Annotated in this window: 22 protein-coding genes and 2 pseudogenes; 11 read left to right on the plus strand and 13 right to left on the minus strand. The window is 72.4% G+C overall.

Features of this window, described 5'->3' with window-relative positions; translation table 11 throughout:
* Positions 1 to 140: 140 nt before the first annotated feature.
* Both ACFWR9_RS37995 and ACFWR9_RS38000 read right to left on the minus strand, forming a co-directional pair.
* Positions 141 to 1,169, minus strand: a complete 1,029-nt coding sequence (locus tag ACFWR9_RS37995) for a methyltransferase (protein ID WP_383850858.1) — start codon at positions 1,167 to 1,169, stop codon at positions 141 to 143.
* Between the two features lie 48 nt (positions 1,170 to 1,217).
* Complete coding sequence (locus tag ACFWR9_RS38000; protein WP_383850861.1) at positions 1,218 to 2,288, minus strand: nitrous oxide reductase family maturation protein NosD; 1,071 nt, start codon at positions 2,286 to 2,288, stop codon at positions 1,218 to 1,220.
* Positions 2,289 to 2,370: 82 nt separating this feature from the next.
* On the opposite strand from ACFWR9_RS38000, the gene ACFWR9_RS38005 reads away from it, so the two are divergent.
* Positions 2,371 to 2,907, plus strand: a complete 537-nt coding sequence (locus ACFWR9_RS38005; protein WP_383850929.1) for an isochorismatase family cysteine hydrolase — start codon at positions 2,371 to 2,373, stop codon at positions 2,905 to 2,907.
* Between the two features lie 38 nt (positions 2,908 to 2,945).
* Here the strand turns inward: ACFWR9_RS38005 and ACFWR9_RS38010 are convergent, their stop codons facing one another.
* Complete coding sequence (locus ACFWR9_RS38010; RefSeq protein ID WP_383850864.1) at positions 2,946 to 3,434, minus strand: DUF5949 family protein; 489 nt, start codon at positions 3,432 to 3,434, stop codon at positions 2,946 to 2,948.
* Positions 3,435 to 3,528: 94 nt separating this feature from the next.
* Complete coding sequence (locus ACFWR9_RS38015) at positions 3,529 to 3,765, minus strand: FCD domain-containing protein (RefSeq protein ID WP_383850867.1); 237 nt, start codon at positions 3,763 to 3,765, stop codon at positions 3,529 to 3,531.
* Between ACFWR9_RS38015 and ACFWR9_RS38020 the strand changes: the two are divergent.
* From ACFWR9_RS38020 to ACFWR9_RS38030, 3 genes and pseudogenes are all read left to right on the plus strand, one after another.
* Positions 3,686 to 4,870: pseudogene (locus tag ACFWR9_RS38020) on the plus strand (MFS transporter). The gene ACFWR9_RS38015 and the pseudogene ACFWR9_RS38020 overlap by 80 nt on opposite strands.
* Before the next feature lie 99 nt (positions 4,871 to 4,969).
* Complete coding sequence (locus ACFWR9_RS38025) at positions 4,970 to 5,335, plus strand: transglycosylase family protein (RefSeq protein WP_383850870.1); 366 nt, start codon at positions 4,970 to 4,972, stop codon at positions 5,333 to 5,335.
* Between the two features lie 81 nt (positions 5,336 to 5,416).
* Positions 5,417 to 6,292: an oxygenase MpaB family protein gene (locus ACFWR9_RS38030; protein WP_383850873.1), complete on the plus strand. Its 876-nt coding sequence runs from the start codon at positions 5,417 to 5,419 to the stop codon at positions 6,290 to 6,292.
* Between the two features lie 198 nt (positions 6,293 to 6,490).
* Here the strand turns inward: ACFWR9_RS38030 and ACFWR9_RS38035 are convergent.
* Both ACFWR9_RS38035 and ACFWR9_RS38040 read right to left on the minus strand, forming a co-directional pair.
* A pseudogene (locus tag ACFWR9_RS38035) lies at positions 6,491 to 6,781 on the minus strand (LLM class flavin-dependent oxidoreductase); the annotation flags it as partial.
* 256 nt (positions 6,782 to 7,037) lie between these two features.
* Positions 7,038 to 7,877 (minus strand): ABC transporter ATP-binding protein, encoded by an 840-nt coding sequence (locus tag ACFWR9_RS38040; protein WP_383850876.1) that lies wholly within the window; start codon positions 7,875 to 7,877, stop codon positions 7,038 to 7,040.
* An 800-nt stretch (positions 7,878 to 8,677) separates the two neighbouring features.
* Here ACFWR9_RS38040 and ACFWR9_RS38045 point away from each other — a divergent pair.
* The gene (locus ACFWR9_RS38045) at positions 8,678 to 9,190 is read left to right on the plus strand and encodes a hypothetical protein (protein ID WP_383850879.1); all 513 of its coding nucleotides are present in this window, start codon (positions 8,678 to 8,680) and stop codon (positions 9,188 to 9,190) included.
* A gap of 48 nt (positions 9,191 to 9,238) precedes the next feature.
* Here the strand turns inward: ACFWR9_RS38045 and ACFWR9_RS38050 are convergent, their stop codons facing one another.
* The 4 genes from ACFWR9_RS38050 to ACFWR9_RS38065 form a co-directional block, all read right to left on the minus strand.
* A complete protein-coding gene (locus ACFWR9_RS38050; protein WP_383850882.1) occupies positions 9,239 to 9,967 on the minus strand; it encodes a S1 family peptidase in 729 nt (242 codons plus the stop codon).
* Positions 9,858 to 11,210: a cytochrome P450 gene (locus ACFWR9_RS38055; protein ID WP_383850885.1), complete on the minus strand. Its 1,353-nt coding sequence runs from the start codon at positions 11,208 to 11,210 to the stop codon at positions 9,858 to 9,860. Before ACFWR9_RS38055 ends, ACFWR9_RS38050 begins: the two co-directional genes overlap by 110 nt.
* A 133-nt stretch (positions 11,211 to 11,343) precedes the next feature.
* The gene (locus ACFWR9_RS38060; RefSeq protein ID WP_383850888.1) at positions 11,344 to 11,529 is read right to left on the minus strand and encodes a hypothetical protein; all 186 of its coding nucleotides are present in this window, start codon (positions 11,527 to 11,529) and stop codon (positions 11,344 to 11,346) included.
* Positions 11,530 to 11,557: 28 nt separating this feature from the next.
* Positions 11,558 to 12,310 (minus strand): sulfite exporter TauE/SafE family protein, encoded by a 753-nt coding sequence (locus ACFWR9_RS38065; RefSeq protein WP_383850891.1) that lies wholly within the window; start codon positions 12,308 to 12,310, stop codon positions 11,558 to 11,560.
* A gap of 331 nt (positions 12,311 to 12,641) precedes the next feature.
* On the opposite strand from ACFWR9_RS38065, the gene ACFWR9_RS38070 reads away from it, so the two are divergent.
* The 6 genes from ACFWR9_RS38070 (at position 12,642) to ACFWR9_RS38095 (ending at position 17,851) form a co-directional block, all read left to right on the plus strand.
* Positions 12,642 to 13,814, plus strand: coding sequence for a sensor histidine kinase (locus ACFWR9_RS38070; RefSeq protein WP_383850894.1), 1,173 nt, complete (start codon positions 12,642 to 12,644; stop codon positions 13,812 to 13,814).
* Positions 13,811 to 14,212, plus strand: coding sequence for a roadblock/LC7 domain-containing protein (locus ACFWR9_RS38075; RefSeq protein WP_383850896.1), 402 nt, complete (start codon positions 13,811 to 13,813; stop codon positions 14,210 to 14,212). Before ACFWR9_RS38070 ends, ACFWR9_RS38075 begins: the two co-directional genes overlap by 4 nt.
* Complete coding sequence (locus tag ACFWR9_RS38080) at positions 14,209 to 14,586, plus strand: DUF742 domain-containing protein (protein ID WP_383850899.1); 378 nt, start codon at positions 14,209 to 14,211, stop codon at positions 14,584 to 14,586. The genes ACFWR9_RS38075 and ACFWR9_RS38080 overlap by 4 nt, the downstream gene beginning before the upstream one ends.
* A complete protein-coding gene (locus ACFWR9_RS38085; protein ID WP_383850900.1) occupies positions 14,561 to 15,154 on the plus strand; it encodes an ATP/GTP-binding protein in 594 nt (197 codons plus the stop codon). The genes ACFWR9_RS38080 and ACFWR9_RS38085 overlap by 26 nt, the downstream gene beginning before the upstream one ends.
* 15 nt (positions 15,155 to 15,169) lie before the next feature.
* Positions 15,170 to 16,516 carry a cytochrome P450 gene (locus tag ACFWR9_RS38090; RefSeq protein ID WP_383850903.1) on the plus strand — a complete coding sequence of 449 codons (1,347 nt, stop codon included), beginning with the start codon at positions 15,170 to 15,172 and terminating at the stop codon, positions 16,514 to 16,516.
* A 207-nt stretch (positions 16,517 to 16,723) separates the two neighbouring features.
* Entirely contained in the window at positions 16,724 to 17,851 is a 1,128-nt protein-coding gene (locus ACFWR9_RS38095; RefSeq protein WP_383850905.1) for a tryptophan dimethylallyltransferase family protein, read from the plus strand.
* A 77-nt stretch (positions 17,852 to 17,928) separates the two neighbouring features.
* Here the strand turns inward: ACFWR9_RS38095 and ACFWR9_RS38100 are convergent, their stop codons facing one another.
* From ACFWR9_RS38100 to paaI, 3 genes are all read right to left on the minus strand, one after another.
* On the minus strand, positions 17,929 to 19,227 hold the full coding sequence (locus ACFWR9_RS38100) for a flavin-containing monooxygenase (RefSeq protein WP_383850907.1): 1,299 nt from the start codon (positions 19,225 to 19,227) through the stop codon (positions 17,929 to 17,931).
* A gap of 111 nt (positions 19,228 to 19,338) precedes the next feature.
* Complete coding sequence (gene paaK / locus ACFWR9_RS38105) at positions 19,339 to 20,685, minus strand: phenylacetate--CoA ligase PaaK (RefSeq protein ID WP_383850910.1); 1,347 nt, start codon at positions 20,683 to 20,685, stop codon at positions 19,339 to 19,341.
* Positions 20,682 to 21,131: a hydroxyphenylacetyl-CoA thioesterase PaaI gene (gene paaI / locus ACFWR9_RS38110; protein ID WP_383850913.1), complete on the minus strand. Its 450-nt coding sequence runs from the start codon at positions 21,129 to 21,131 to the stop codon at positions 20,682 to 20,684. Before paaI ends, paaK begins: the two co-directional genes overlap by 4 nt.
* Positions 21,132 to 21,142: the final 11 nt, after the last annotated feature.

Here is a 21,142-nt window from a genome sequence, read left to right on the forward strand (position 1 = left end):
TCCGTCAGTTCCTTAGGGCGGTTGTTCTTTTCTTTTTCCGCCTCGAACGGCAGCGTCGCCGTGGCGCCGCCCTCGCCCCCGCCGTCCCCCTCGTTGAGTGCGCGCCGCCGGCGGGCTTGCGCCGCCGGTCGGGCGTCAGTTCACTCGGGGACGGTGCAGTCGAAGGCGTGCAGGTAGGGGTTGACCGGGCGGATGTCGTCGATGACGAGGCCCGCCTCCGTCAGCCGGCCGACCATGCTGTCGGTGGTGTGCTTCGCCCCGCCGACGTTGAGGAGCAGCAGCAGGTCCATCGCGGTGCTGAACCGCATCGAGGGGGTGTCGTCGACGAGGTTCTCGATGACCACGACCCGGGCCCCGGGCCCGCCCGCCCGCATGACGCCCCGCAGGGCGCGGGCGGTGCTGTCGTCGTCCCACTCCAGGATGTTCTTGATGACGTACACGTCGGCCCGCACGGGAATGTCCTCGCGGCAGTCCCCGGGCACGATCCGCACCCGGTCCGCGAGCGCGCCGCCCTCGCGCAGCCGGGGGTCGGCGTTCTCCACGACCCTTGGCAGGTCCAGCAGGGTGCCGTGCATGGACGGGTACTTCTCCAGCAGGCTCGCCACCACGTGCCCCTGGCCGCCGCCGATGTCGGCGACCGAAGAGCTGCCCGACAGGTCGAGGAGGGCCGCGACGTCCTCGGCCGACTGCCGGCTGGAGGTCGTCATGGCGCGGTTGAAGATCTCGGCCGACTGGGGAGCGTCCTCGCCCAGGTAGGTGAAGAACTCCTTGCCGTACAGGCCCTCGACGACGTTGCGGCCGCTGCGTACCGCCTCGTCGAGCAGGGGCCACGCGTCCCAGGTCCACGGCTCCGTGCACCACAGGGTGATGTAGCGCAGGCTGTGCGGATCGTCCTCGCGCAGCAGCCGGGACATGTCGGTGTGCGCGAACGTCCCGTTCTTGTGCTCGGCGAAGACGCCGTAGCAGGTCAGGGCGCGCAGCAACCGGCGCAGCGGCTTGGGCTCGGCCTTCACCGCGGTCGCGAGGTCGTCCACGGTCATGGGGGTGTCGCCGAGGGCGTCGGCGACACCCAGCCGGGCCGCCGTGCGGAGGGCGGCGGCACATGCCGCGCCGAACACGAGCTCCCTCAGCCGCATGGGCGGGGGTGGGGCGGTCTGTGCGGTCGTCATGTGCCGCCATCCTTTCTTCTTCGGTCCACGAGTGGCTACGGCGGCCGGTCAGCACAGTCCCGCGGGCTTGGAGGCGCCGCAGGTGTTTCCCTCGAAGGTGTTGTTCTTCCCGGTGGCCGCCGTCTCGGTGTTGACCAGGTCGGCGGGGGAGTTGTCGCGCAGCGAGTTGCCCTTGATCTCGTTCTTCTCGCTGGTGACGCCCACGAAGCTCTTGAACAGGACGATGCCGCCCGACAGCGGGGACTCGCCCGAGTTCTCCCGCACCGTGTTGTCCGCGACCAGGACCTTCTCGGTGCCGGTCAGGACGATGCCGGAGCCCTGGAGGGCGTCGAGCCGCTCGGTCTTCGGGCAGGACTTGTTGTTGCGCACGACGTGGTTGTCGCGCACGACCAGGTCACCGGCCTTGGGCTTGTTCTCGTCACCGACGACGAACACCCCGGCGCAGTTGCCGGTGATGTGGTTGTTCGCGACGGCGAGGTTGCGCAGCCGCCGGACGGTGACGCCGATCCGGTTGCCCTCGAGGCGGTTGTGCGCGACGACCGTGCCCTCGGTGTCGGCGGCGCCTTCCTCGGCCTTGATGGTGTTGGCGAGGAAGATGCCCGCGTCGCCGTTGTCGAGGGCGATGTTGCCGCGGATGTTGCCGCGGACCGACCGCTCCTGGGCGATGCCCCAGACGCCGTTCTCGACGGCCGTCACGTTCCGCACCGTCAGGCCGTCGGTGGCCATGGAGAACAGACCGGTGCGGGTGAAGCCGGTCACCGTCAGGTCGGCGACGGTGACGTCCTTGACGTTCTTGTCCTTCGTACCGGTCACGCAGATCCCGTTGCCGTCCTCGGCGCAGGTGTTGGCGGCCGCCTTCTTCGTGCTGGGCTTGACGACCGTGCCGGGGCCCATGCCACGCAGGGTGAGCCCGGGGGTGCTCACCTCGACGCTCTCGTGGTAGGTGCCGGGAGTGACGAGGACCGTGTCCCCCGACTCGGCGGCGTCCACCGCCTTCTGGATCGACTCTCCGGGGAAGACCACGTGGGTCATGGGGAAGGAGGACGCGGGAGCCGCTCCGAGCCCCGTACCGATCATCGCTGCGGTGCACACCAGGTACACGACATGGCATTTCTTCATATTCGGTAAGATATGCCGGACATATTCACGGATGGTCGAGATGAGCCATCCGACGGCGTGTCAGGATGGCAATCTGGGCGGCATGGGCAAGACCGCGCTGATCGTCATCGACATGATCAATACCTACGACCATCAGGACGCCGAGTCGCTGATCCCGGCCGCGGAGTCGGTACTGCCGCGGCTGACCGGCCTGCTGGAGCGGGCGCGACGCCACGGCGTCCCCGTGATCTACGTCAACGACAACTTCGGGGAGTGGCGCTCGCACCACGGCGAGATCCTCGACAAGGCCCTCTCGGGGCCGCACGCGGGACTCGTCGAGCCGCTGCGGCCCGACGAGTCGTCCCTCTTCGTGGTCAAGGCGCGCCACTCGATCTTCTTCGAGACCCCGCTGACCTATCTCCTCCACCAGCAGGGGATCGACCGGCTCGTGCTGTGCGGGCAGGTGACCGAGCAGTGTGTGCTCTATTCGGCGCTCGACGCCCACATCCGCCATCTCCAGGTCATCGTCCCGCGCGACGCGGTCGCCCACATCCACGCCGATCTCGCGGACGCCGCCCTGCGCATGATGGAGCGCAACATGGGCGCCCGGGTGTGCGACAGCGGCGAGTTGTGGACGTGAGGCGATCCGCGGCGGCGGGCCGGGAGAGCCGGCCGGTGTCAGGTCCGCAGGCTGCGCACGGGCAGGACGCGCTGCGCCGCCGTCCGCAGGGTGTCCTCGTGGTTCGCGAAGGCGGCGACCGCCTCGGCCTCGCCGGGCTCGCCGCCGGACCACGGGCGGGTGGCGAAGACGAGGCAGGCGTACCCGCGCTCGTCCACCGCCTCGCGCCACTGCGGAGTGGGCACGAACCGGGCGTTGACGCCCGGCATGGTGAGGGCCGCCGCACCGGGCACGACGAGCAGGCCGACCGGCAGGTCTGGCAGGCCGGTGGCGTCGAGGACGCCGTCGGCCACGGCGATCCCGGAGCGGCTCAGCAGCTCTTCGACGGCGGCCGGGGTCGCCTCCGGGCCGCCCTCACCGTCGCCGAGGGAGCAGGCGAGGAGGAAGGGGACGTCGCCTTCGGGCGTCTCACGGCTCCAGGACATGATGACGAGCGTGCCGAGGTCGGCGGTTCGCAGGGGACGCGGGTCGGTAGAGATCGAGGTCATCGCGAAACCGTGAGCGCGTGCCGGGGCGCTCCCGGCCGGCCGTCACCCGACCGGACGACGTCCTCGCCTCTCTCCACGCGAACGAGGGGTCCGCTCACTGCCGCGAGAGGCGGCTGCGGATGTCGTCGAAGTGCCGGTGCACGGCCCGCTCCGCGGCCTCCGCGTCACCCTTGCGCACGGCGTCGACGATCCTGGCGTGCATCCGGGCCGGCTCCTCGCCGTCGGCCGCCGCACCCAGCCCCTCGGCCTGCGTGCGCACCCGGTGGAAGGCGTTCCAGAAGGCGTCGAGGAGTTCACTGAGCAGTTCGTTGTCCAGGGAGCGGTGCAGCACCCGGTGGAAGATCGCCGACGACTTCGGGCTGTCCACCGTCGAGTCCGCGAGCCTGGTCTCCGGAGCCTTCATCACCCGCTGGCTCGGCGGCGCCGTGCTCGGCGCGCTCGGCGACCGCTTCGGCCGCAAGAGCGCCAGGGTGGTCAGCATCCTGCTGTACTCCGTCGGCACCTTCGCCTGGGACTACACCAGCCTGTTCACCGCCCGCCCGCTGATCGGCATGGGCATGGCCGGTGAGTACAGCGCCGGCGCCACCTACGTCCTGGAGAGCTGGCCCGCCCGGCTGCGCAACCGCGCCTCCGGGTTCCTCATCTCCGGCTTCTCCCTGGGCGGCGTCCTGGCGGCCGAGGTGTACGAGCACGTGGTGCCGGTGCGGCGGGCGCTGCCCGAGGCCGACGACTGGGAGGCCCGGGTGGGCGCCACGGGCGAGCGGCCCAACCCCTTCCGGCCGCTGTTCGCGGGCCGGGGCAGGGCGACGGTCGACACGGTGCTCGCGGTCGTCGCCACGGGAGCGCTGTTCGCGGTCTTCACCCCGCTCGGCGCGGGAGCGGTGCCCGTCCTCTCGGTTGTGGCCACGGCCTGTCTCATCGCCTTCGCCGTGCAACTTCGGAACGATGGCCGGCTGCATCGTCACCGGCTTCATCGGGGACCGGTTCGGCACCCGCGGGGCGTACGCCTGCACGCTGGCGGTCGGCGTCGCCTTCGTCTACCCCGTCTTCGCGATCCGCGACAGCCAACTCGGCCTCGGCATCCTGCTGTTCCTCATGCTCGCCTGCATGCAGGGCATCTCCGGACCGCTGCCGAAGTACATCGCCGGATACTTCCCGACCGAGACCCGGTGCCGCGTCCCTGGGCTTCACCGACAACGTCGGCGCGCTGGGCGGCGCCGTCGCCCCCGTGCTCGGTGCCCGGCCGGCGTCGAGCATGTCGCTCGGCCAGTCGCTCGCGGTGCTCACCTTCTCGCTGACCCTGGTGGTCATCCTGCTGATCGGCTTCGACGTCCCCAGCCGGCTGAACCGCCTCGTCGACCCCCGAGGCCGTGCCGGACCACCTGGCCACCGAGGCGGCGGTGGAAAGCCCGGCGTCCGTACCGACGGCGAAGTGAGGCGGATGCCGGCCGGAGGGTGGTTCGCGTGCTCCGACCGGAGTAAGGATGCGGCGGACGGTGCGTCATCAGACCGTCACGTGCGGTAACAGTTCTTGTATGATCTGTAGACGAAATGCTCATCGGAGTGACGTGCGCGGCGCGCACCGCCGTGGGGTCCGGATCGCCGTGGCGGCCCTGCTCGCCACGACCGCACTGGGCGCGACCACCGAAGCCGCCGCCTCACCATCGGCCCGCCCGCGCACCGACTGGGACGCCATCGCCGCCTGCGAGTCGGGCGGCAACTGGAAGGCGAACACCGGCAACGGCCACTACGGCGGCCTGCAGTTCACGCAGTCGAGCTGGATCGCCGCCGGCGGTCGCAAGTACGCCCCGCGCGCGGACCTCGCCACCCGCGCCGAGCAGATCGCCGTCGCCAAGCGCCTGGCCCGGATCCAGGGAATGAACGCCTGGAGCTGCGCCTGATGTTCCCGCCCGGCGGTCCCGGGCAGACGTAGGAGTGTGAGCCGCCCCGGCCGCAGAAGGGCGAAGGAGGGCTCGGCAGACATGACACGTCTCCCAGGCGACCGCCGCCCCGACCCGCGCGCACGGCTGGGGGAGATGATCTTCTCCCGGGTGGCGGGCCCGGAGGGTCCGGGCAACCGTGCCCGCATCCACGACACACCGGGCCCGCGCTGGTTCGGCCCGGAGCGGCCGATCCGGCGGGTGCACGGGGACGCCTCCATGTTCATCGGCGGCCTGTCCGCCCTGCTGCTCCAGTCGCTGCACCCGCTGGCCATGGCCGCGGTCGCCGCGCACTCCGGTTTCCGCGGCGACCCCTGGGGCCGGCTCCAGCGGACCAGCACCTTCCTCGCCGTCACCACATACGGTACGGCCGACAGCGCGCGGGAGGCGTGCGAGCGGGTACGGGCCGTGCACGAGAGGGTGCGCGGCGTCACGGCCGAGGGCCAGGAGTACGCAGCCGCCGACCCGCACCTGCTGTGCTGGGTGCACGTGGCGGAGGCCGACAGCTTCCTGCGCGCCCACCAGCGGTACGGCGCCCACCCCCTGGACGACGACGGGTGCGACGGCTACGTGGCCGACATGGCGCGCATCGCCACCGCGCTCGGCGTGCCGGACCCGCCCGTGGACCTCGCCGGACTCACCGAGCGGATGGCCGCCTACCGCGGCGAACTGCGCGCGACCGCCGAGGCACGCAGCACCGCCCGCTTCCTGCTGCTGAGGCCGCCCATCCCGCTGCTCGCGCGCCTGCCCTACGGGGTGGTCGCCGCCAACGCGGTGTCCCTGCTGCCGGTCTGGGCCTCGCGCGCCCTGGGCCTGCCGCGCGTTCCCCCGGCCGAGAGCGTGTGCGTGCGCCCGCTCGGCTCGGCCGTGACCGCGGGTATCCGCTGGGCGATGACGCCGCCCCGGGACGCGGCGTAGGGACGGACCGCCCGCCGTACGGTTCGCCGTGTTGACCGGGGTAACCCGTGGGCGTGCACTTGCGGCCGGTCGTGGCCGCCCGGCGTTTTCCCCGGGCGGGGGACGGGCAGTACCCGGCGGGGGAGCCGAGGGGCGGCCCCGGACGTCCGGTACGCGGACCCGTCCGGGGCCGCCCTCTGCACCTCCCCCCAGTGCCCCTCAGCGGAGGGCCGCCGCCGCCGGCCGCGACAGTCCGTAGTGCCCGCGCAGCGTCGCCGCGTCGTACGCGGTGCGGAACAGGCCGCGCGCCCGCAGGATCGGTACCACCTGGTCGGCGAAGAGGCCGAAGCCGCCGGACAGCCACGGCGGCATGGCGTTGAAGCCGTCGGCGGCTCCCTGCTCGAACCACTCCTGGATCTGGTCGGCCACCTGATCGGGGGCACCGGCCACCACGCGGTGTCCGCGGGCGCCCGCGAGGCCGTGCATGAGCCCGCGCACCGTGGGCTGTTCGGGTCCCGGCCGAGGGCCGCGGCCCGGGCCTTGAGGTCGGCGGTCATCACGGCCTTCACGGGGAGCGGGAGAAAGAGGGCAGCGGGCGGTGGGGTTCAGCTACACACCGCGGTGGCGACGCGCATCAGATCGATGGCGCGCCGCTTCTTGAACTGCCGGGATTTCCGCATGCCGTGGACGCTAACCAGGGGGTAAAACCCGGTCAAGGGCTATCGGTCGGCTCCGCCGGGACTGCAACGACGCCTTCGTGGGCGTGTCATGTTCCGGAAACGCGGCGGCCCGAATGGGCGGACCAGCGGCCCTCGCGCCTGGCCACCGTGATGCCGCGGCCGAAGCAGGCGGTCAGCCGGGAGTCGGTCAGGACGTCCTCGACGGGGCCCCGGGCCAGGGTCCTGCCCTCGCGCAGCAGCAGCGCGTGGCTGACGGCCGGGAACAGCTCCTCCAGATGGTGGGTGACCGTCACGGTGGCCAGGAGCGGGCGCCCCTCGGCCAGGTGGTGCATGGCCTCGACGAGATCCTCGCGGGAGGGCAGGTCCAGGGCGTTGAACGGCTCGTCGAGGAGCAGCAGCGCCGGATCGGCCATCAGCGCCCGGGCGATGAGGATCCGCGCCCGCTGACCGCCCGAACAGACGCCGTACGGCCGGTCGGCCAGCTCCTTGACGCCCAGCTCGGTCAGGAGACCGCGGGCCCGGTCCCGGACCTCGTCGTCGTACGTCCGCCACAGGGGCTGCACGGTGCCGCTGTGACCGGTGAGCACGACCGCGTGGGCGGGAAGGTCCTGCGGCACCCGCTGGGCGGCGTTGACATGGCCGATGCGCGCCCGCAGCTCACGCACGTCGACCCGGCCGAGCCGGCTGCCGAGGACCTCGACCGTGCCGGCGGTGGGGTGCATGAGTGCGCCGAGCAGCCCCAGCAGGGTGGTCTTCCCGGCGCCGTTGGCACCCAGCAGGGCCCAGTGCTCGCCCGGCCGGACCGTCCAGTCGATGCCGTCGAGGATCAGCTGGTCGGTGGTGAGGCGCCGGACGTGCACGTCCCGGAGGCGGAGCACCGCCGCCTCCCGCTCGTTCTCCTGCGAGCCGGTTGTCCGCCCGGTCATGCCGTGCCTCCTTCGCGCGGGACGTGTGCCGTACACCGGGCACAGTAGATGTACTCACCATGTGCCTGTCGGGCCGTCCGGTCCCTGGACGGGCCTGGACGGGCCTGGACGGGCCTGGACGGGCCTGGACGGGCCTGGACGGCCGGCGGTGGCACTCAGACCGCGGATGAGTCCGCGTACTCATTCGCGGAGCGCATGCCGGCTCCTACCGTGACGTCGTCGGGGGCGGCACGGAGGGGGAGCCATGGGACGAGGACGACGGTCGAGGCGGCGGGGGAGCGGCCGGTGGGCGCGGCGCCTCGGCGGGGGCCTGGCGGCCGTGCTGGCCGGGGTGGTGCTGAGCGGCTGCCGGCCTTCGACACCGAGGACGACGAGCGGTGGGCCCGGGAACTCGCCGAGGAGCTGTACCCCGGTGAACTGGAGGTCGTCGGTGCCCGGATCCTGTTCCCGCAGAGCGCCGGTTCGGAGGTCACCCTCTCCCTCGACGACGCCCCGGACGCCGCCGTGCGGTTCCGGGTCGACGCCTCCAGGGACCACTGCGACGGCGGCGCGAGCTGCGCGGAGGCGCTCGGCAAGGCCATCGACCGGGCCCGGCTGGAGGCCGGCCGGCTGCGGGCGATGCGCGGGGCCTTCGACGGCTGCGGACGCCCCGTCGTGGCCACGGACGTGGTGCTGTCCGCCCCCTGGATCGAGGCGCGGGTGACGGACGGCACCGTCGACGAGGTGCTGACCGGTGTCGGCGCCTGTGTGCAGCGCTGGGTCACGGCCGGCGCTGGAGCCCGTCGACGCGGATCGCGTCGGTGTCCGTCAACTTCGCCGCTCCCGGAACGGCCGGTGACCTGCCGGCCGCGAAGAGCGAGCTGCCCACCGTCCCGAGGTTCACCCACGGCCCGCGGCTGGCGGCCCTCGCGAGCGAGCCGTACTACGTGGCCACCTACGAGGTGGGGAGCGACGCCGCCCGCACCGTCGACGTGGCCTCCGCCCGGCTGCGGATCGTGTCGCCCCTCGAGGAACGGCAGGAGTTCTCCCGCCGGATCGACGCCGCGGTCCTGCCGCTGCTGCGCCCGCGGTATCCGGACGCCGTGACGACCGGCATTTCGGGCCTGGGGGTGTGGCGGCTGGAGCCGGGAACCATCGAACGGACGCGGGGATACGTCCTGTTCTGCGCCCGGCCGCCGGCCGGTACCGAACGCTGCCTCGGGGACCTGGCGGCCGTGGTCACCGCGGACCCGAAGGGCGGGGACGCCGCCCTCGTCACCGTCCGCACCGACATCCGCGACGAGCGCGGCGTCCTGCGCCTGCCCCCGCTGTGACGGAGGCAGGCCGGAACCGGTCGGGTTCCCCGGGCAGGAGGGGAAGGGTCAGACGCCCGCCACCGACTGGATCCACGACCGGTAGGCGGTCACGTTCGTGTAGGCCGTGGTGGACTGCCGGTCGCTGGTCGAGGCGACGCCGACCTGGACGCCACCGGCCATCATCGGGCCGCCCGAGTCGCCGCCCGCGGTGATGCCGTCGCCGGGGCGGGCGCATATCGCCCGGCCGTTGTAGGCGTCGTAACACCCGCTGGTGACGCTCAGGTTGGCGACCTTGAGGTACTGGGACTGGCAGTTGATCTCCGAGCCGCACCGCGAGGTGGCGCCCCAGCCGTAGACCTGCACGGTCTGGCCCACCCGCACCGTGCCCGGCTGTCCGAGCGGTGCGTAGGAGGCGGAGACGGAGCGGTCGAGCCGCACCAGCGCGAGGTCCGCCGAGGGATGGGTGGTGGTCCCCGCTCCGTTCGCCACCGTGCCGCCCGAGCCCTGGTCGAGGCTGCCGATACGGAAGGACAGTCCGCCGCCTCCGACGCAGTGCTTGGCCGTGAGGATCCAGGTGGGCGAGATGATGGTCGAGCTGCACGTCTGGGCGCCGTTGGAGAACAGCCGGGCCGCCCAGGGGGCGTTCTGCGCGTAGCCGCCGCCGATGATCGGCCGGGGGCCGCCGTCACCGGGCCGGGGCTCCGCCGCCGAGGCGTGCGGAGCGAGCGCGAGGGCGGACAGCAGCGCGGCCGTGAGAGCGGCCGTCAGGGTGGGGACGAGTCTGGAGGTTCGCAAGGCTCCTCGATTCCGACGACACGCGTCGGGGCGCGTGTTCGGTCTGTGGGGGCGCCCAGCATCCCGGGCCCGGCCGCGGCACCGGCAGTCCCGACTTCCCATAACGCGGCGTTATGCCGCGGGGCGTCTCGGGCGGCGGGGGGTGCCGCCCACGCCCCGCGGCGATCCCGGTCGTGGAGGTGAGTGACCGCCAGGGCCCGGACAGCCGTGAGCGGTGCCGCCCGACGGTCCGGGCGGCGCCCCTCACGGCGTGGGTCATCCTCGGGCGGGTGAGGGCGGCGCCCCGTACTCGGCGGTGACGGTCGGGACGTCGGCGCGGCCCGTGGCCTCGGGCGGCCCGGGAGGGCGGGGTGTCGTCTCTGGGCCGGACGGTCATCAGCAGGGTCCGCGGGCGGACCGTGGCGGCGGCGACCGGGCGTACCGTCCGGCCGGGCGGAAGCTCCAGGCGTACCCGCCGGACGTTGGTGGCGACGGCGGTGAGGAGTTCGGTGAGCGCGAACCGGTCGCCGATGCACTTGTGCTTGCCGGCGCCGAAGGGCAGGAACGCCTGGCTGGGCCGCGTCCGGGAGCCGGCCCAGCGGTCGGGATCGAGGGCCGGCGGGTCCGGGACGAGGACGGGGTCGCGGTGGAGGGCGTGCCGGCAGTAGGCGAGTTCGGTCCCGGCGGGCACCGTCCAGGGGCCCAGCCGGGTCTCGGTGACGGTGCGGCGGGTGACGAGCCACCCGGTGTGGTGCAGCCGCAGGGTCTCGTCGAGGACCCGCCCGAGGTACGGCAGCCGGCCCAGGTCCTCGAAGGCCACGGGCCGGTCGCCGAGGACCTCGTCGAGCTCCGCCGGCACCCGGGTCCCGACCTCGGGATGGCGGGCGAGTTCGTACAGCACCCAGGAGAGCACCGAGGCGGTGGCCTCGGTGCCGGCCACGGCCAGGGTGAGGGTCGCGGAGGAGATCTGGTGCCCGGACAGCGGCCGGCCGGTCTCCTCGTCGGTGGTGCACAGGAGCGGGGAGAGCATGTCGCCGGTGTCGTGGCCCGAGTCCTGGAGGTCCGTGACCGCCCGGTCGATGGTGGCCCGTACGGCGTCCCGCGCGGCGGTGAAGCGGCGGTTGACCGGCAGCGGCAGCCGCTCGACCCAGTCGGGCGGCATGACGCGGGCGCCGACCCCGTTCATCACCACCGACAGGTCGGCGCGCAGCCGGCCGAAGGTGGCGTCGTCGGGGCTGCCCGAGAACACCGTCTTGGCCGGCATGTACCAGACTGAGGCCGACCATCGCCTCGCGGACGTCGAGGGCGCGGCCGGGAGCCCAGCCGTCGACGGCGGCGTCCGCCTCGTCGCGCATGGTGTCGACGTCGCTTGCGGCCGTGGGCCTGGCCGGCCGCGGTCACGACGGAGTCGCCCAGCAACTGGCCCATCTCTCGAAGAACCGGCCCTTGTCGAGGCTGGGTCCGTAGGTGGTGCGCAGGGCGGCGACGAAGCCGAGGTTGTCGCGCAGGAGCTGTACCGCGTGACCCAGGAACGGCAGCGACCCGCTGCCCTGGGTATGGGAGGGGGGCGCTACGAGCGTCACAAGGGCGTGTCCCTCCCCGAACCCTCCGTCAGCGCAGCAGGAGCTGCACGAGGGCGACGGTGCCGATCGTCACCACCAGCGTCCGCAGGACGACGGGCTTGAAGTGGCGGCCCACCTTGGCCCCGCCGTACCCGCCGAGGGCCGAGCCGACCGCCAGCAGGCCGACGGCGGTCCAGTCGAAGTCCGCGGCGAAGAGGAAGAAGAGCGCGGCGACCGTGTTGACCACGGCGGCGAGGACGTTCTTGACGGCGTTGAGGCGTTGCAGCGGCTCGTCGAGGAGCATGCCCATCAGGGACAGGTAGATGATCCCCTGGGCGGCCGTGAAGTAGCCGCCGTAGACGCTGGCGAGGGCCAGGCCGGTGAACAGCAGCGGACCGCCGTCCCGGCGCGCGGAGGCGCCGGTGCGCGCGCGGCGGCGCTGCACCCACTTGCCGATCTGGGGCTGCAACGCCACCAGCACCAGGGCGAGGCCCACCAGGACCGGCACGATCGTCTCGAAGGCGTCCTCCGGCAGCGCGAGCAGCAGCGTGGCGCCCGCGAGACCGCCCACCAGGGCGCCGACGCTCAGCTTGAGGACCCGCCGTCGCTGGCCGCGCAGCTCCTCGCGGTAGCCGATGGCGCCGCTGATGGAGCCGGGGATGAGGCCGAGCGCGTTGGAGACGGTGGCGGTGACCGGCGACAGTCCCGTGGCCAGCAGCACGGGAAAGGTGATCAGGGTGCCGGAGCCGACCACGCTGTTGATGGCGCCCGCCCCGGCGCCGGCCGCGAACACCGCGGCCATGGCCTCGGGCGTCACCCCGGGCCGTCCGGTGCCGCGCCCCTGGCCGGCCGGAAGGTGTCTTGTGCATCTTTCACGGGGCCGACTGTACCCACCGACAAAGGCGGTACGTCCGGTGGTCTCCAACCGGTCCTGGATGGACGCTTCTTGACGTTAATTCACCTGATCATGCGGTGATACGATCACCGCGTTTACGGAGCGGGCGGATGGGTGAAAGACGGCATCCCCGACTTCAGGGACAGCCCGGGCAGCTACCCCGGTGCGGGCGGTCCACCGGCCGTCCGCGTAGACGGGTATTCAGCAAGCCGGCCGTCAGTCGCCTGAAGAGAGTCTTATGACGGAATACACAGGGAACCCCTTGCTCTGGGTGGCCCTCGTCGCCCTCGTGGCCGCCGCCGTGCTCATCAGCCGCCAGCGCAGGGCGGCCCGAGCGTTGCGGCAGCAGGTACGGGGGCTCAGGGACCACTACACCGAGCTGGAGAACGATTACGGAAAGTCCGTGCAGGCCGCTCAGGAGCGGGCCGAGGACGAGACCAAGACCGTCCTGAAATCCGCCATGCGGACCCTTCAGGGCCTCGCCGCGGAACAGCAGTTGGTGCTCTCCCGCCTGCAGACCAAGTACGGCGACTCGGCGCTCCTCCAGGACCTGCTGGAGATCGACCACACCAACTCGCAGTTCGGCCGGCGTGCCCAGTCCATCGCCGTGCTCTGCGACGGCTGGCTGGGCGGACGGCGCGACACCGCCTCGGTGTACGACGTGGTGCGCAGCGCGCAGGGGCGCATCCGGCACTTCCGCCGGGTGGACATCCTCTCCCAGGTCGACTTCGGCATCACCAGCCGGGCCGTGGAACCCGTCGCCCTCGCCCTCGCCGAACTGCTGGACAACGCCACCAGCTACTCCAGCCCCGACACCGTCGTCGAGATCAACCTGCGGACCGTGCCCAAGGGCATCTGCGTGGTCGTCGACGACGCCGGTGTCGGCATGAGCGACGAGGAGCGCTCCCGCGCCGACCGGCTGCTCGCCACCGAGCGCGCCTCGGGGGTGGCCGGGCTCGGCAATCCGCCGCAGTTCGGCTTCGCCGTCATCGGCCTGCTGTGTGAACGTTTCGGCTTCGAGGTGTCGGTGGACTCCTCCTCCCCCTACGGAGGTGTACGGGCGGTGGTCCTGCTGCCGCACGAACTGCTCACCGGCATGCCGGAGAAGAAGGCTCCCGCCCCCGCCGCCCACGGCACGGCCCGGCCGGTCCGGGACGGCGGCCCCGAGGCCGCGCCCGCCTCGCCCCGGACCGACGACGGTCTGCCCCGGCGGCGCCGCAAGCGGCCGATGGCCATCGTGCCCGGCAACGAGTCCACCCCCCGCCCGGCGGGCCGCTCCGACTCCGAGCAGGCACAGGTCATGGGTGCCTTCCAGCGGGGAACGCGGTCCGGCCGGGTCACCGACCCCGAGGGCACCGACCGGACGCGCAGAACACCTGGTGCCAGCAGCGAAGGACATGAGGTCTCGTGAACGACGATCTGTCATGGATGCTCGACAGCGCCCTGGAGATTCCAGGCGCCCTGCACGCCGTCCTGATATCCGCCGACGGCCTGCTGATGGCCCGGACACAGGACTTCGACAAGGACGACGCCGACCGGGTCGCCGCCGCGATGAGCGGGGTGCAGTCGCTCAGCCGCACCCTCGCCTTCTTCTGTGAGGACGCCGGCCAGGCCTGGCGCCAGACCCTGGTCGAGTTCGACGGCGGCTGGGTGTTCCTGATCTCCGCCGGCGAGGGCGCCTACCTCGGTGTCTCCGCCTCCCCCGAGGTGGACATGGCCGACATCACCTTCCGGATGCAGCAGCTCGTCGCCCAGCTCGGCAAGCGGCTGACGACACCGCCGCGCGAGAACCTCGGCGCCCGCTCATGACCGGCCACGACGGCTGGGAGCCCGAGGCGCCGGAGTTAGTACGGCCGTACGTCATCACCAAGGGCCGTGGCCTGCCCGACGAGAACCACCTCTCCCTCATCACCCTCGTCACCGCCTCCGCCGAGGACACCCGGCGGCCGGCCCGGCTGTCCCCCGAGGAGCAGAGCCTGCTGGACCTCTGCTCGGCCGGCTACCTCTCGGTCGCCGAGATCGCCGGACACACCCACTTCCCGCTGGGCGTGGTGCGGATCCTGCTGGCCTCCCTGATGGAGGGCGGGCACCTCATGACCCGCCCGCCGGTGGCCCGCGCCCGGCTCGCGGACAAGGAGATCCTGGAGGAGGTGCTCAATGGGCTCCGCGCCAAGTTTGGATGAGCGGGACTACGTACGCGGCGGGGCGACCCAGACCGCGGTCAAGATCCTCGTCGTCGGACACTTCGCGGTGGGCAAGACCACCCTCATCGGCTCCATCTCGGAGATCGAGCCGCTGTCCACCGAGGAGACGATGACGCAGGCCGCCGAGGCGGTCGACGACCTGGGCGGCGTCCAGGGCAAGACCACCACCACGGTCGCCATGGACTTCGGCCGCCTCACCATCAGTGACCGCGTCGTCCTCTACCTCTTCGGCACCCCCGGCCAGCAGCGCTTCGTCCAGATGTGGGAGGACATGGCACGCGGCGCGCTCGGCGCCCTGGTGCTGGTCGACCCCGAGCGGCTGGCGGACTCCTTCCCCGTGATCGACCTCATCGAGCACTACGGGCTCGACTACGCCATCGCCGTCAACCACTTCGACGGCACGCCACTGCGCGACGAGCCCGCGCTGCGCGAGGCGCTCGACCTGCTCGACGACACCCCCGTCGTCACCTGCGACGCCCGCGACGAGAAGTCCTCGGCCGCCGCACTGACCACCCTCGTCCGCTACTTGCTGGACCGCACCCGCTAGGAGCTGGGAGCAGACATGAACGCTCACGACACGGCCCCGGTGCCGCCGCCCGGGTGCCCGGCCCACGGCTCCGGCGCCAGAGTGCCGCTGCACGGGCCGGAGTTCGCCGCCGACCCGCAGGCGTACTACGAGCACCTGCGCCACTACGGGGCCGCGGCGCCCGTCGAACTGGCCCCGGGTGTCGAGGCGACCCTGGTCACGGACTACGCCGCCGCACTCCAACTGCTGCAGGACTCCGGGTCCTTCCGCAAGGACGCCCGGCGCTGGCGGGCCTTCAACGAGGGCAAGGTCGGCCCGGACAGCCCGGTCGCGCCCCTGCTGGCCTACCGGCCCAACTGCATGTTCGCCGACGGCGCCGACCACCTCAGGCTCCGCCAGGCCGTCACCGACAGCATGGCGCGGGTGGACACCCGGCGGCTGAGCCGGAGCACGGAGCAGATCTCCCGCTACCTCATCTCCCAGTTCGCCGCCCGCGGCTCCGCCGACCTGCTCGGCGACTACGCCAAGCAGCTGCCGCTGTTCGTGTTCAACGAACTCTTCGGCTGCCCGGCCGACATCGGCGACCGGGTGCTGTTCGGCATCTCCGGAATGTTCGACGGCGTCAACGCCGAGAAGGCCACCGAGGTGCTGTTCCAGGCGGTGGGGGAACTCGTCGCGCTCAAGCGGAGCAAGCCCGGCGGCGACGTCACCTCCTGGCTGATGCGGCACGAGGCGGGGCTCAGCGACGAGGAGATGGTCCACCAGCTCGCCCTGCTGTTGGGCGCCGGCGCCGAGCCGCTGCGCAACCTCATCGGCAACACGCTGCACCGCCTGCTCACCCACGAGCGTTACGCGCGCGAGGGCGGGCTGATCGACGAGGCGCTGGACGACACGCTGTGGGAGAACCCGCCCATGTCGAACTACGCGCCGCACTACCCGGCCGCCGACACGGAACTCGCCGGACAGCACCTCCAGGCGGGCGATCTCGTGCTGGTCGGCTTCGCCGCGGCCAACACCGGCCCGGCCCTCAGGGCCGCGCGTCAGGCCGGCAGCAATCGCGCCCACCTCGCCTGGAGCGCCGGACCGCACGCCTGCCCGTCCAAGGAACCCGCCCGGCACATCACGGTCACCGCCATCGAGCACCTCTTCAACGAGCTGCCCGACGTCGAACTCGCCGTCCCGGAGGACAGCCTGACCTGGCGTCCGGGCCCCTTCAACCGCGCCCTGGCCACACTGCCGGCCCGATTCACCCCGGCCCGCACCGGACGGAGTGCCGAACCGCGGCCGACCCCCGGTGCGGCGGGACCCGAGGACGCGACCCCGGCCCGGCCGGCCGAACGCGGCGGCATGTGGAGCCAGTTTCTCAACTGGCTCACACGGTGATCTGTACAACACCCTCCCAACCCGCCCCTTTCGCATGAAGGTTGAACGGCACGGGTAGTGAGCAACGCGGCATTCAAGTTGCTTACGAGTAAAAGGAGGTGTCGTGGACCACATATCCACGAACGCCGCTTTCCCACCGCCGAAACCCCCGATACCCGCCTCTCCAGGCGGGTATCGCTCTGTGCGGCCCCGGCCGGGGACGGGCCGGTGACCGCCGCGCCGACGGGCACGGACCCGCGGGGCACCCCGACACTCGGTGCCCTCACGGGCGGCCAGCTGCGAAGACTCGGCGCGGTCGCCGGCCTCGCCGCAGCGGACATCGAGACCTATGCACGGGTCCTGACGGACTCCCTGGGACCGGTGGCCGCACGGCCGCTCCACCTGCCGCCGCCCTACCGCACCTTCCTGTCCGACGACCACACCCCGGTCGAGTTCTCCCTCTCCTTCCGGCCGGACGCGGCACCTGTTCTGCGGGTGCTCCTCGAACCGGGCTGCGGCGCAGACAGCCTGGCTCACAACGGCCGCGCCGGACTGGAGACAGTCCGGGAGATGGCGCGCCGGTGGCGGTTCGGCACCGGCCCGCTCGACGAGGTCACGGACCTCTTCCTGCCGTCCGCTCCGCAGGGCCCCCTGGCCCTGTGGTGCGCGCTGGAGCTGACACCCGGCGGTGTGCCCAAGGTCAAGGTCTACCTGAACCCCGCCGCCAACGGGGAGGAACGTTCCGTCGCGACGGTGCGGGAGGCGCTGCGCCGACTGGGGCTCGGCCGGGCCTACGCCAACCTGCCCCCGGGCAGCGGCCATCCGTTCCTCGCCCTGGACCTGGGGGACTGGGCGGAACCCCGGGTGAAGGTCTACGTGCGCCACGACAGCCTGACCCCAGCGCGCGCCGGGAGGCTGTCCCGCATGGTCCCGGAGCCCGTTCCGGCCGCGGTCGAAGGCTTCTTCCGCACGGTCGCGGGCGCCGGGCCCGGGGCGACGGGACTCGACGGGCGGCCCGGCCTGTCCTGCCACTCCTTCACCGGCCCGGCGGACCCCCGGCCCAGTGGGTTCACCCTGCACATCCCGGTCAGGGACTACGCCCCGCACGACGGAGAGGCATTGGCACGGGCGTCGCGGCTGCTGCGACAGCACGGCATGGACGCCTCGGTGCTGGTCCGGGCCCTGGCCGCCGTCACCGACCGGCGGCCGGGGGACGGGGTCGGGCTCATCGCCTACCTGGCGCTGGCGCTCCAGCGGGGCCGGCCGCCGCGGGTGACGGCGTACCTCTCCTCGGAGGCGTACGCGGTCAGGCCGCCCGTCGCGGTGCCGGTCCGGCGGCCGGTCGCGGTGTACTGAGCCGACCGCCCGGCACATCACAGGGGCTCCCGGTCCACGTCACCGGGAGCCCCTGGGCGCGACGCCCGGCGGGACGGTCACACGGGCAGCGACTCCCGGAACTCCGCCAGATACGGGCCCACGTCGACCTGGATCGAGGCGCCCTCGGTCCGGCCGTAGCGCTGGACCACGGAGGCGAGGTACGTGCCGATCTCCTCGCGCATCGCCTCCGCCGCGGGCAGCTCGGCCTCGCCGTCGATGATCCGCGCCACCCACTCCGCCTGCGCCTCCACCAGCCGGGTGATCGCGCCCACGGGCCGGACCAGCCCGACGAAGTAGAGACCCGGCCGGCCGGCCGGGACGACCCGTCGGTACAGCTCGACCGAGCCGTCCGCCGCCACCGGGCAGCCGGCGGGCAGGAACGGGAAGGTCATGTGGAAGCCGGTGCAGTAGACGACGGCGTCCGCGGCGGTGGAGGTGCCGTCGGTGAAGACGACCCGGTCGCCGTCGAAGGAGGCGATCGCGGGCTTCGGGGTCACGGCGCCGTGCCGGATCCGGCTGAGGATCTCGTCCGAGAGGGTCACGGCGGAGGAGAAGACCGGGTGGTCGGGCTCGGGCAGACCGTAGTCCGCCAGTCGGCCGCGTGCGACGAGCAGCGACCGCTCCACCCAACTGCGTTGCTCGGCGAAGGACATCTCGGTCCACCAGGGGGCCTCGGCGATCTCGTCGACCGACATCCCGAAGAGCTGCTTGGGCACGATGTGCAGCCCCCGCCGCACCGAGAGCACGGTCTGCTCGGCGTGGCGCGAGAGGTCGGCCGCGATGTCCACGGCGGACGCGCCGAGGCCGACGACGACGACCCGGCGCCCGGCGAAGTCGGCGCCGTCACGGTAGTCGAGGGAGTGCAGAATCGTTCCATCGAAGGAGTCGGCGCCGGGCGGGAGAGGGTCGGGCAGGGCCGGGTCCGTGTGATGTCCGGAGGCGACGATCACCTGCTCGAAGCGCCGGGCCGACTCGGTGCCGTCCGCGTCGCGGCTGACCACCGTCCACGCGCCGTCCGCGTCCTGCCGTACGGAGACCGCCTCGGTCCGCAGCTCGACGTGGTCGAGCAGGCCCGCCCACTCGGCGAAGGACCGCAGATATGCGGCGACCTGGCTGTGCCGGGGGTAGAGCGGATACGAGGACGGCATGGGAAAGCCGGTGTAACCGGTCAGCTGCTTCGCCGTGTTCAGGTGCAGCGACAGGTAGCCCGGCCCCCGCTCGCCGGCCTGCGGCTGCCGCCAGATCCCGCCGACGTCGGGCGCCCTCTCCAGGCAGACGACGCCGATGCCGCGCTCCTTGAGGGAGTGCGCCACCGCCAACCCCGACAGACCTGCACCGATCACACACACGCGCACGGGAATTCCCCCCAGGACGGACCAGACCTCCCCCGATCACGCATTGACTGCCCATCCGCATCCCGTGGCACACCAGCACGCGTGACGAACAGACGTGTTCGTCCTCACGTTTCACGCGCCGCGCAGATCCCTGACCCGGCGGAGCTTGCCGAGGGAGCGCTCCAGGGTCTCCGGCGCGACGATCTCCACCTCGACCGTGACACCGACGCCGTCCTTGACGCCCTGGACGATCGCCCGGGCGGCGGCCTCTCGCTGCTCGGCACCGGCGTCGGGGCGGGCCTCGACCCGCACGGTCATGTGGTCCATCCGGCCGCGCTCGGAGAGCTGGATCTGGAAGTGCGGGGCGACGCCGGGCGTGCGCAGCACGATCTCCTCGATCTGGGTGGGGAAGACGTTCACGCCACGCAAGATGATCATGTCGTCGCAGCGGCCGGTGACCTTCTGCATCCGGCGGAAGGCGGGGCGGGCGGTGCCCGGCAGCAGCCGTGAAAGGTCGCGCGTGCGGTAGCGGATGACCGGCAGCGCCTCCTTGGTGAGGGAGGTGAAGACGATCTCGCCCTCCTCGCCCTCGGGCAGCACGACGTCCGTGAGCGGGTCCACCACCTCGGGGTAGAAGTGGTCCTCCCACACGTGCAGCCCGTCCTTGGTCTCGACGCACTCCTGTGCCACACCGGGGCCGATCACCTCGGACAGTCCGTATATGTCCACGGCGTGGATGTCCACGCGCTCCTCGATCTCGCGGCGCATCTCCTCGGTCCACGGCTCGGCGCCGAAGATGCCGACCTTCAGCGAGCTGGAGCGCGGGTCGACGCCCTGCCGCTCGAACTCGTCGAGCAGGGTGAGCATGTAGGAGGGGGTGACCATGATGATCTCGGGCCGGAAGTCCTGGATGATCTGCACCTGACGCGCCGTCATGCCGCCCGAGGCCGGGATCACCGTGCACCCGGCGCGTTCGGCGCCGTAGTGCGCGCCTAGACCGCCGGTGAACAGGCCGTAGCCGTACGAGATGTGCACCTTGTGGCCGGGGCGCCCGCCCGCGGCCCGGATCGAACGGGCGACGACGTCCGCCCACATGGACAGGTCGTTGTCCGTGTACCCCACGACGGTGGCGCGTCCGGTGGTGCCGCTGGAGGCGTGCACGCGCCGTACGTGCTCCATCGGGACCGCGAACATCCCGAAGGGGTAGGTGTCCCGCAGGTCCGCCTTGGTGGTGAAGGGGAACCTGGCGAGGTCGGCCAGGCTGCGGCAGTCGTCCGGGGTGACCCCGGCGGCGTCGAACTTCTTGCGGTACAGCTCCACGTTCTCGTAGGCGTGCCGCAGGGTCGCGCGCAGCCGGTCCAGCTGGAGCTCCGCGAGCTGCTCCCGGGACAGGCGCTCGGCGTCGTCCAGCAGGTCGTGGGGGAGTGGCTCCCCGCGGCGTGGTGCCGGGGCCGCCCCGGTCGTCGGCTCGCTGCTCATCGCGACTCCTTCGTCGTCGTGCCCGGCGTCCGGCCCTCGGCGGTGTCCCGCACGCTGCGGCTGCGTCCGCGGAACTCCGCGATCACCTCGTCGCCGCGCCGCACGCTCACGTCGTAGACGCCGCTGCGGCCGAACCGGGCCCGTTCCTCGGCGCGGGCCACGAGGACGTCGCCCTCGCGGGCCGGGGCGACGAAGACGATGTCGGCGCCGGCCGCGACGGTCACCGGACCGTGGCTGTTGCACGCGCAGGCGAAGGCGGTGTCGGCGAGCAGGAACAGATAGCCGCCGTGGGCGATCCGGTGTCCGTTCACCATCGCCGGGGTCACGGTCATCCGGAGTACGGCGGTCCCCTCGCCGTGCTCGACCAGCTCGATGCCCAGCCCCCGGGAGGCCGCGTCCGCGGAGAACATCGTCTCCGTGGGTGTCGGCCCAGTGGCCTGCGACATCCTTCCCACCA

This window comes from Streptomyces sp. NPDC058534 (assembly GCF_042717365.1).
Taxonomy (GTDB): Bacteria; Actinomycetota; Actinomycetes; order Streptomycetales; family Streptomycetaceae; genus Streptomyces.

What these genes read in the sequence shown, in the direction of transcription:
- ACFWR9_RS38040 (WP_383850876.1), bottom strand. Translation starts at nt 7,877, where the DNA reads ATGACCGGGCGGACAACCGGCTCGCAGGAGAACGAGCGGGAGGCGGCG.
- ACFWR9_RS38000 (WP_383850861.1), bottom strand. Translation starts at nt 2,288, where the DNA reads ATGAAGAAATGCCATGTCGTGTACCTGGTGTGCACCGCAGCGATGATC.
- ACFWR9_RS38005 (WP_383850929.1), top strand. Translation starts at nt 2,371, where the DNA reads ATGGGCAAGACCGCGCTGATCGTCATCGACATGATCAATACCTACGAC.
- ACFWR9_RS38090 (WP_383850903.1), top strand. Translation starts at nt 15,170, where the DNA reads ATGAACGCTCACGACACGGCCCCGGTGCCGCCGCCCGGGTGCCCGGCC.
- ACFWR9_RS38025 (WP_383850870.1), top strand. Translation starts at nt 4,970, where the DNA reads ATGATCTGTAGACGAAATGCTCATCGGAGTGACGTGCGCGGCGCGCAC.
- ACFWR9_RS38085 (WP_383850900.1), top strand. Translation starts at nt 14,561, where the DNA reads ATGGGCTCCGCGCCAAGTTTGGATGAGCGGGACTACGTACGCGGCGGG.
- ACFWR9_RS38010 (WP_383850864.1), bottom strand. Translation starts at nt 3,434, where the DNA reads ATGACCTCGATCTCTACCGACCCGCGTCCCCTGCGAACCGCCGACCTC.
- ACFWR9_RS38055 (WP_383850885.1), bottom strand. Translation starts at nt 11,210, where the DNA reads ATGCCGGCCAAGACGGTGTTCTCGGGCAGCCCCGACGACGCCACCTTC.
- paaK (WP_383850910.1), bottom strand. Translation starts at nt 20,685, where the DNA reads ATGAGCAGCGAGCCGACGACCGGGGCGGCCCCGGCACCACGCCGCGGG.
- ACFWR9_RS38030 (WP_383850873.1), top strand. Translation starts at nt 5,417, where the DNA reads ATGACACGTCTCCCAGGCGACCGCCGCCCCGACCCGCGCGCACGGCTG.
- paaI (WP_383850913.1), bottom strand. Translation starts at nt 21,131, where the DNA reads ATGTCGCAGGCCACTGGGCCGACACCCACGGAGACGATGTTCTCCGCG.
- ACFWR9_RS38065 (WP_383850891.1), bottom strand. Translation starts at nt 12,310, where the DNA reads ATGGCCGCGGTGTTCGCGGCCGGCGCCGGGGCGGGCGCCATCAACAGC.
- ACFWR9_RS38080 (WP_383850899.1), top strand. Translation starts at nt 14,209, where the DNA reads ATGACCGGCCACGACGGCTGGGAGCCCGAGGCGCCGGAGTTAGTACGG.
- ACFWR9_RS38070 (WP_383850894.1), top strand. Translation starts at nt 12,642, where the DNA reads ATGACGGAATACACAGGGAACCCCTTGCTCTGGGTGGCCCTCGTCGCC.
- ACFWR9_RS37995 (WP_383850858.1), bottom strand. Translation starts at nt 1,169, where the DNA reads ATGACGACCGCACAGACCGCCCCACCCCCGCCCATGCGGCTGAGGGAG.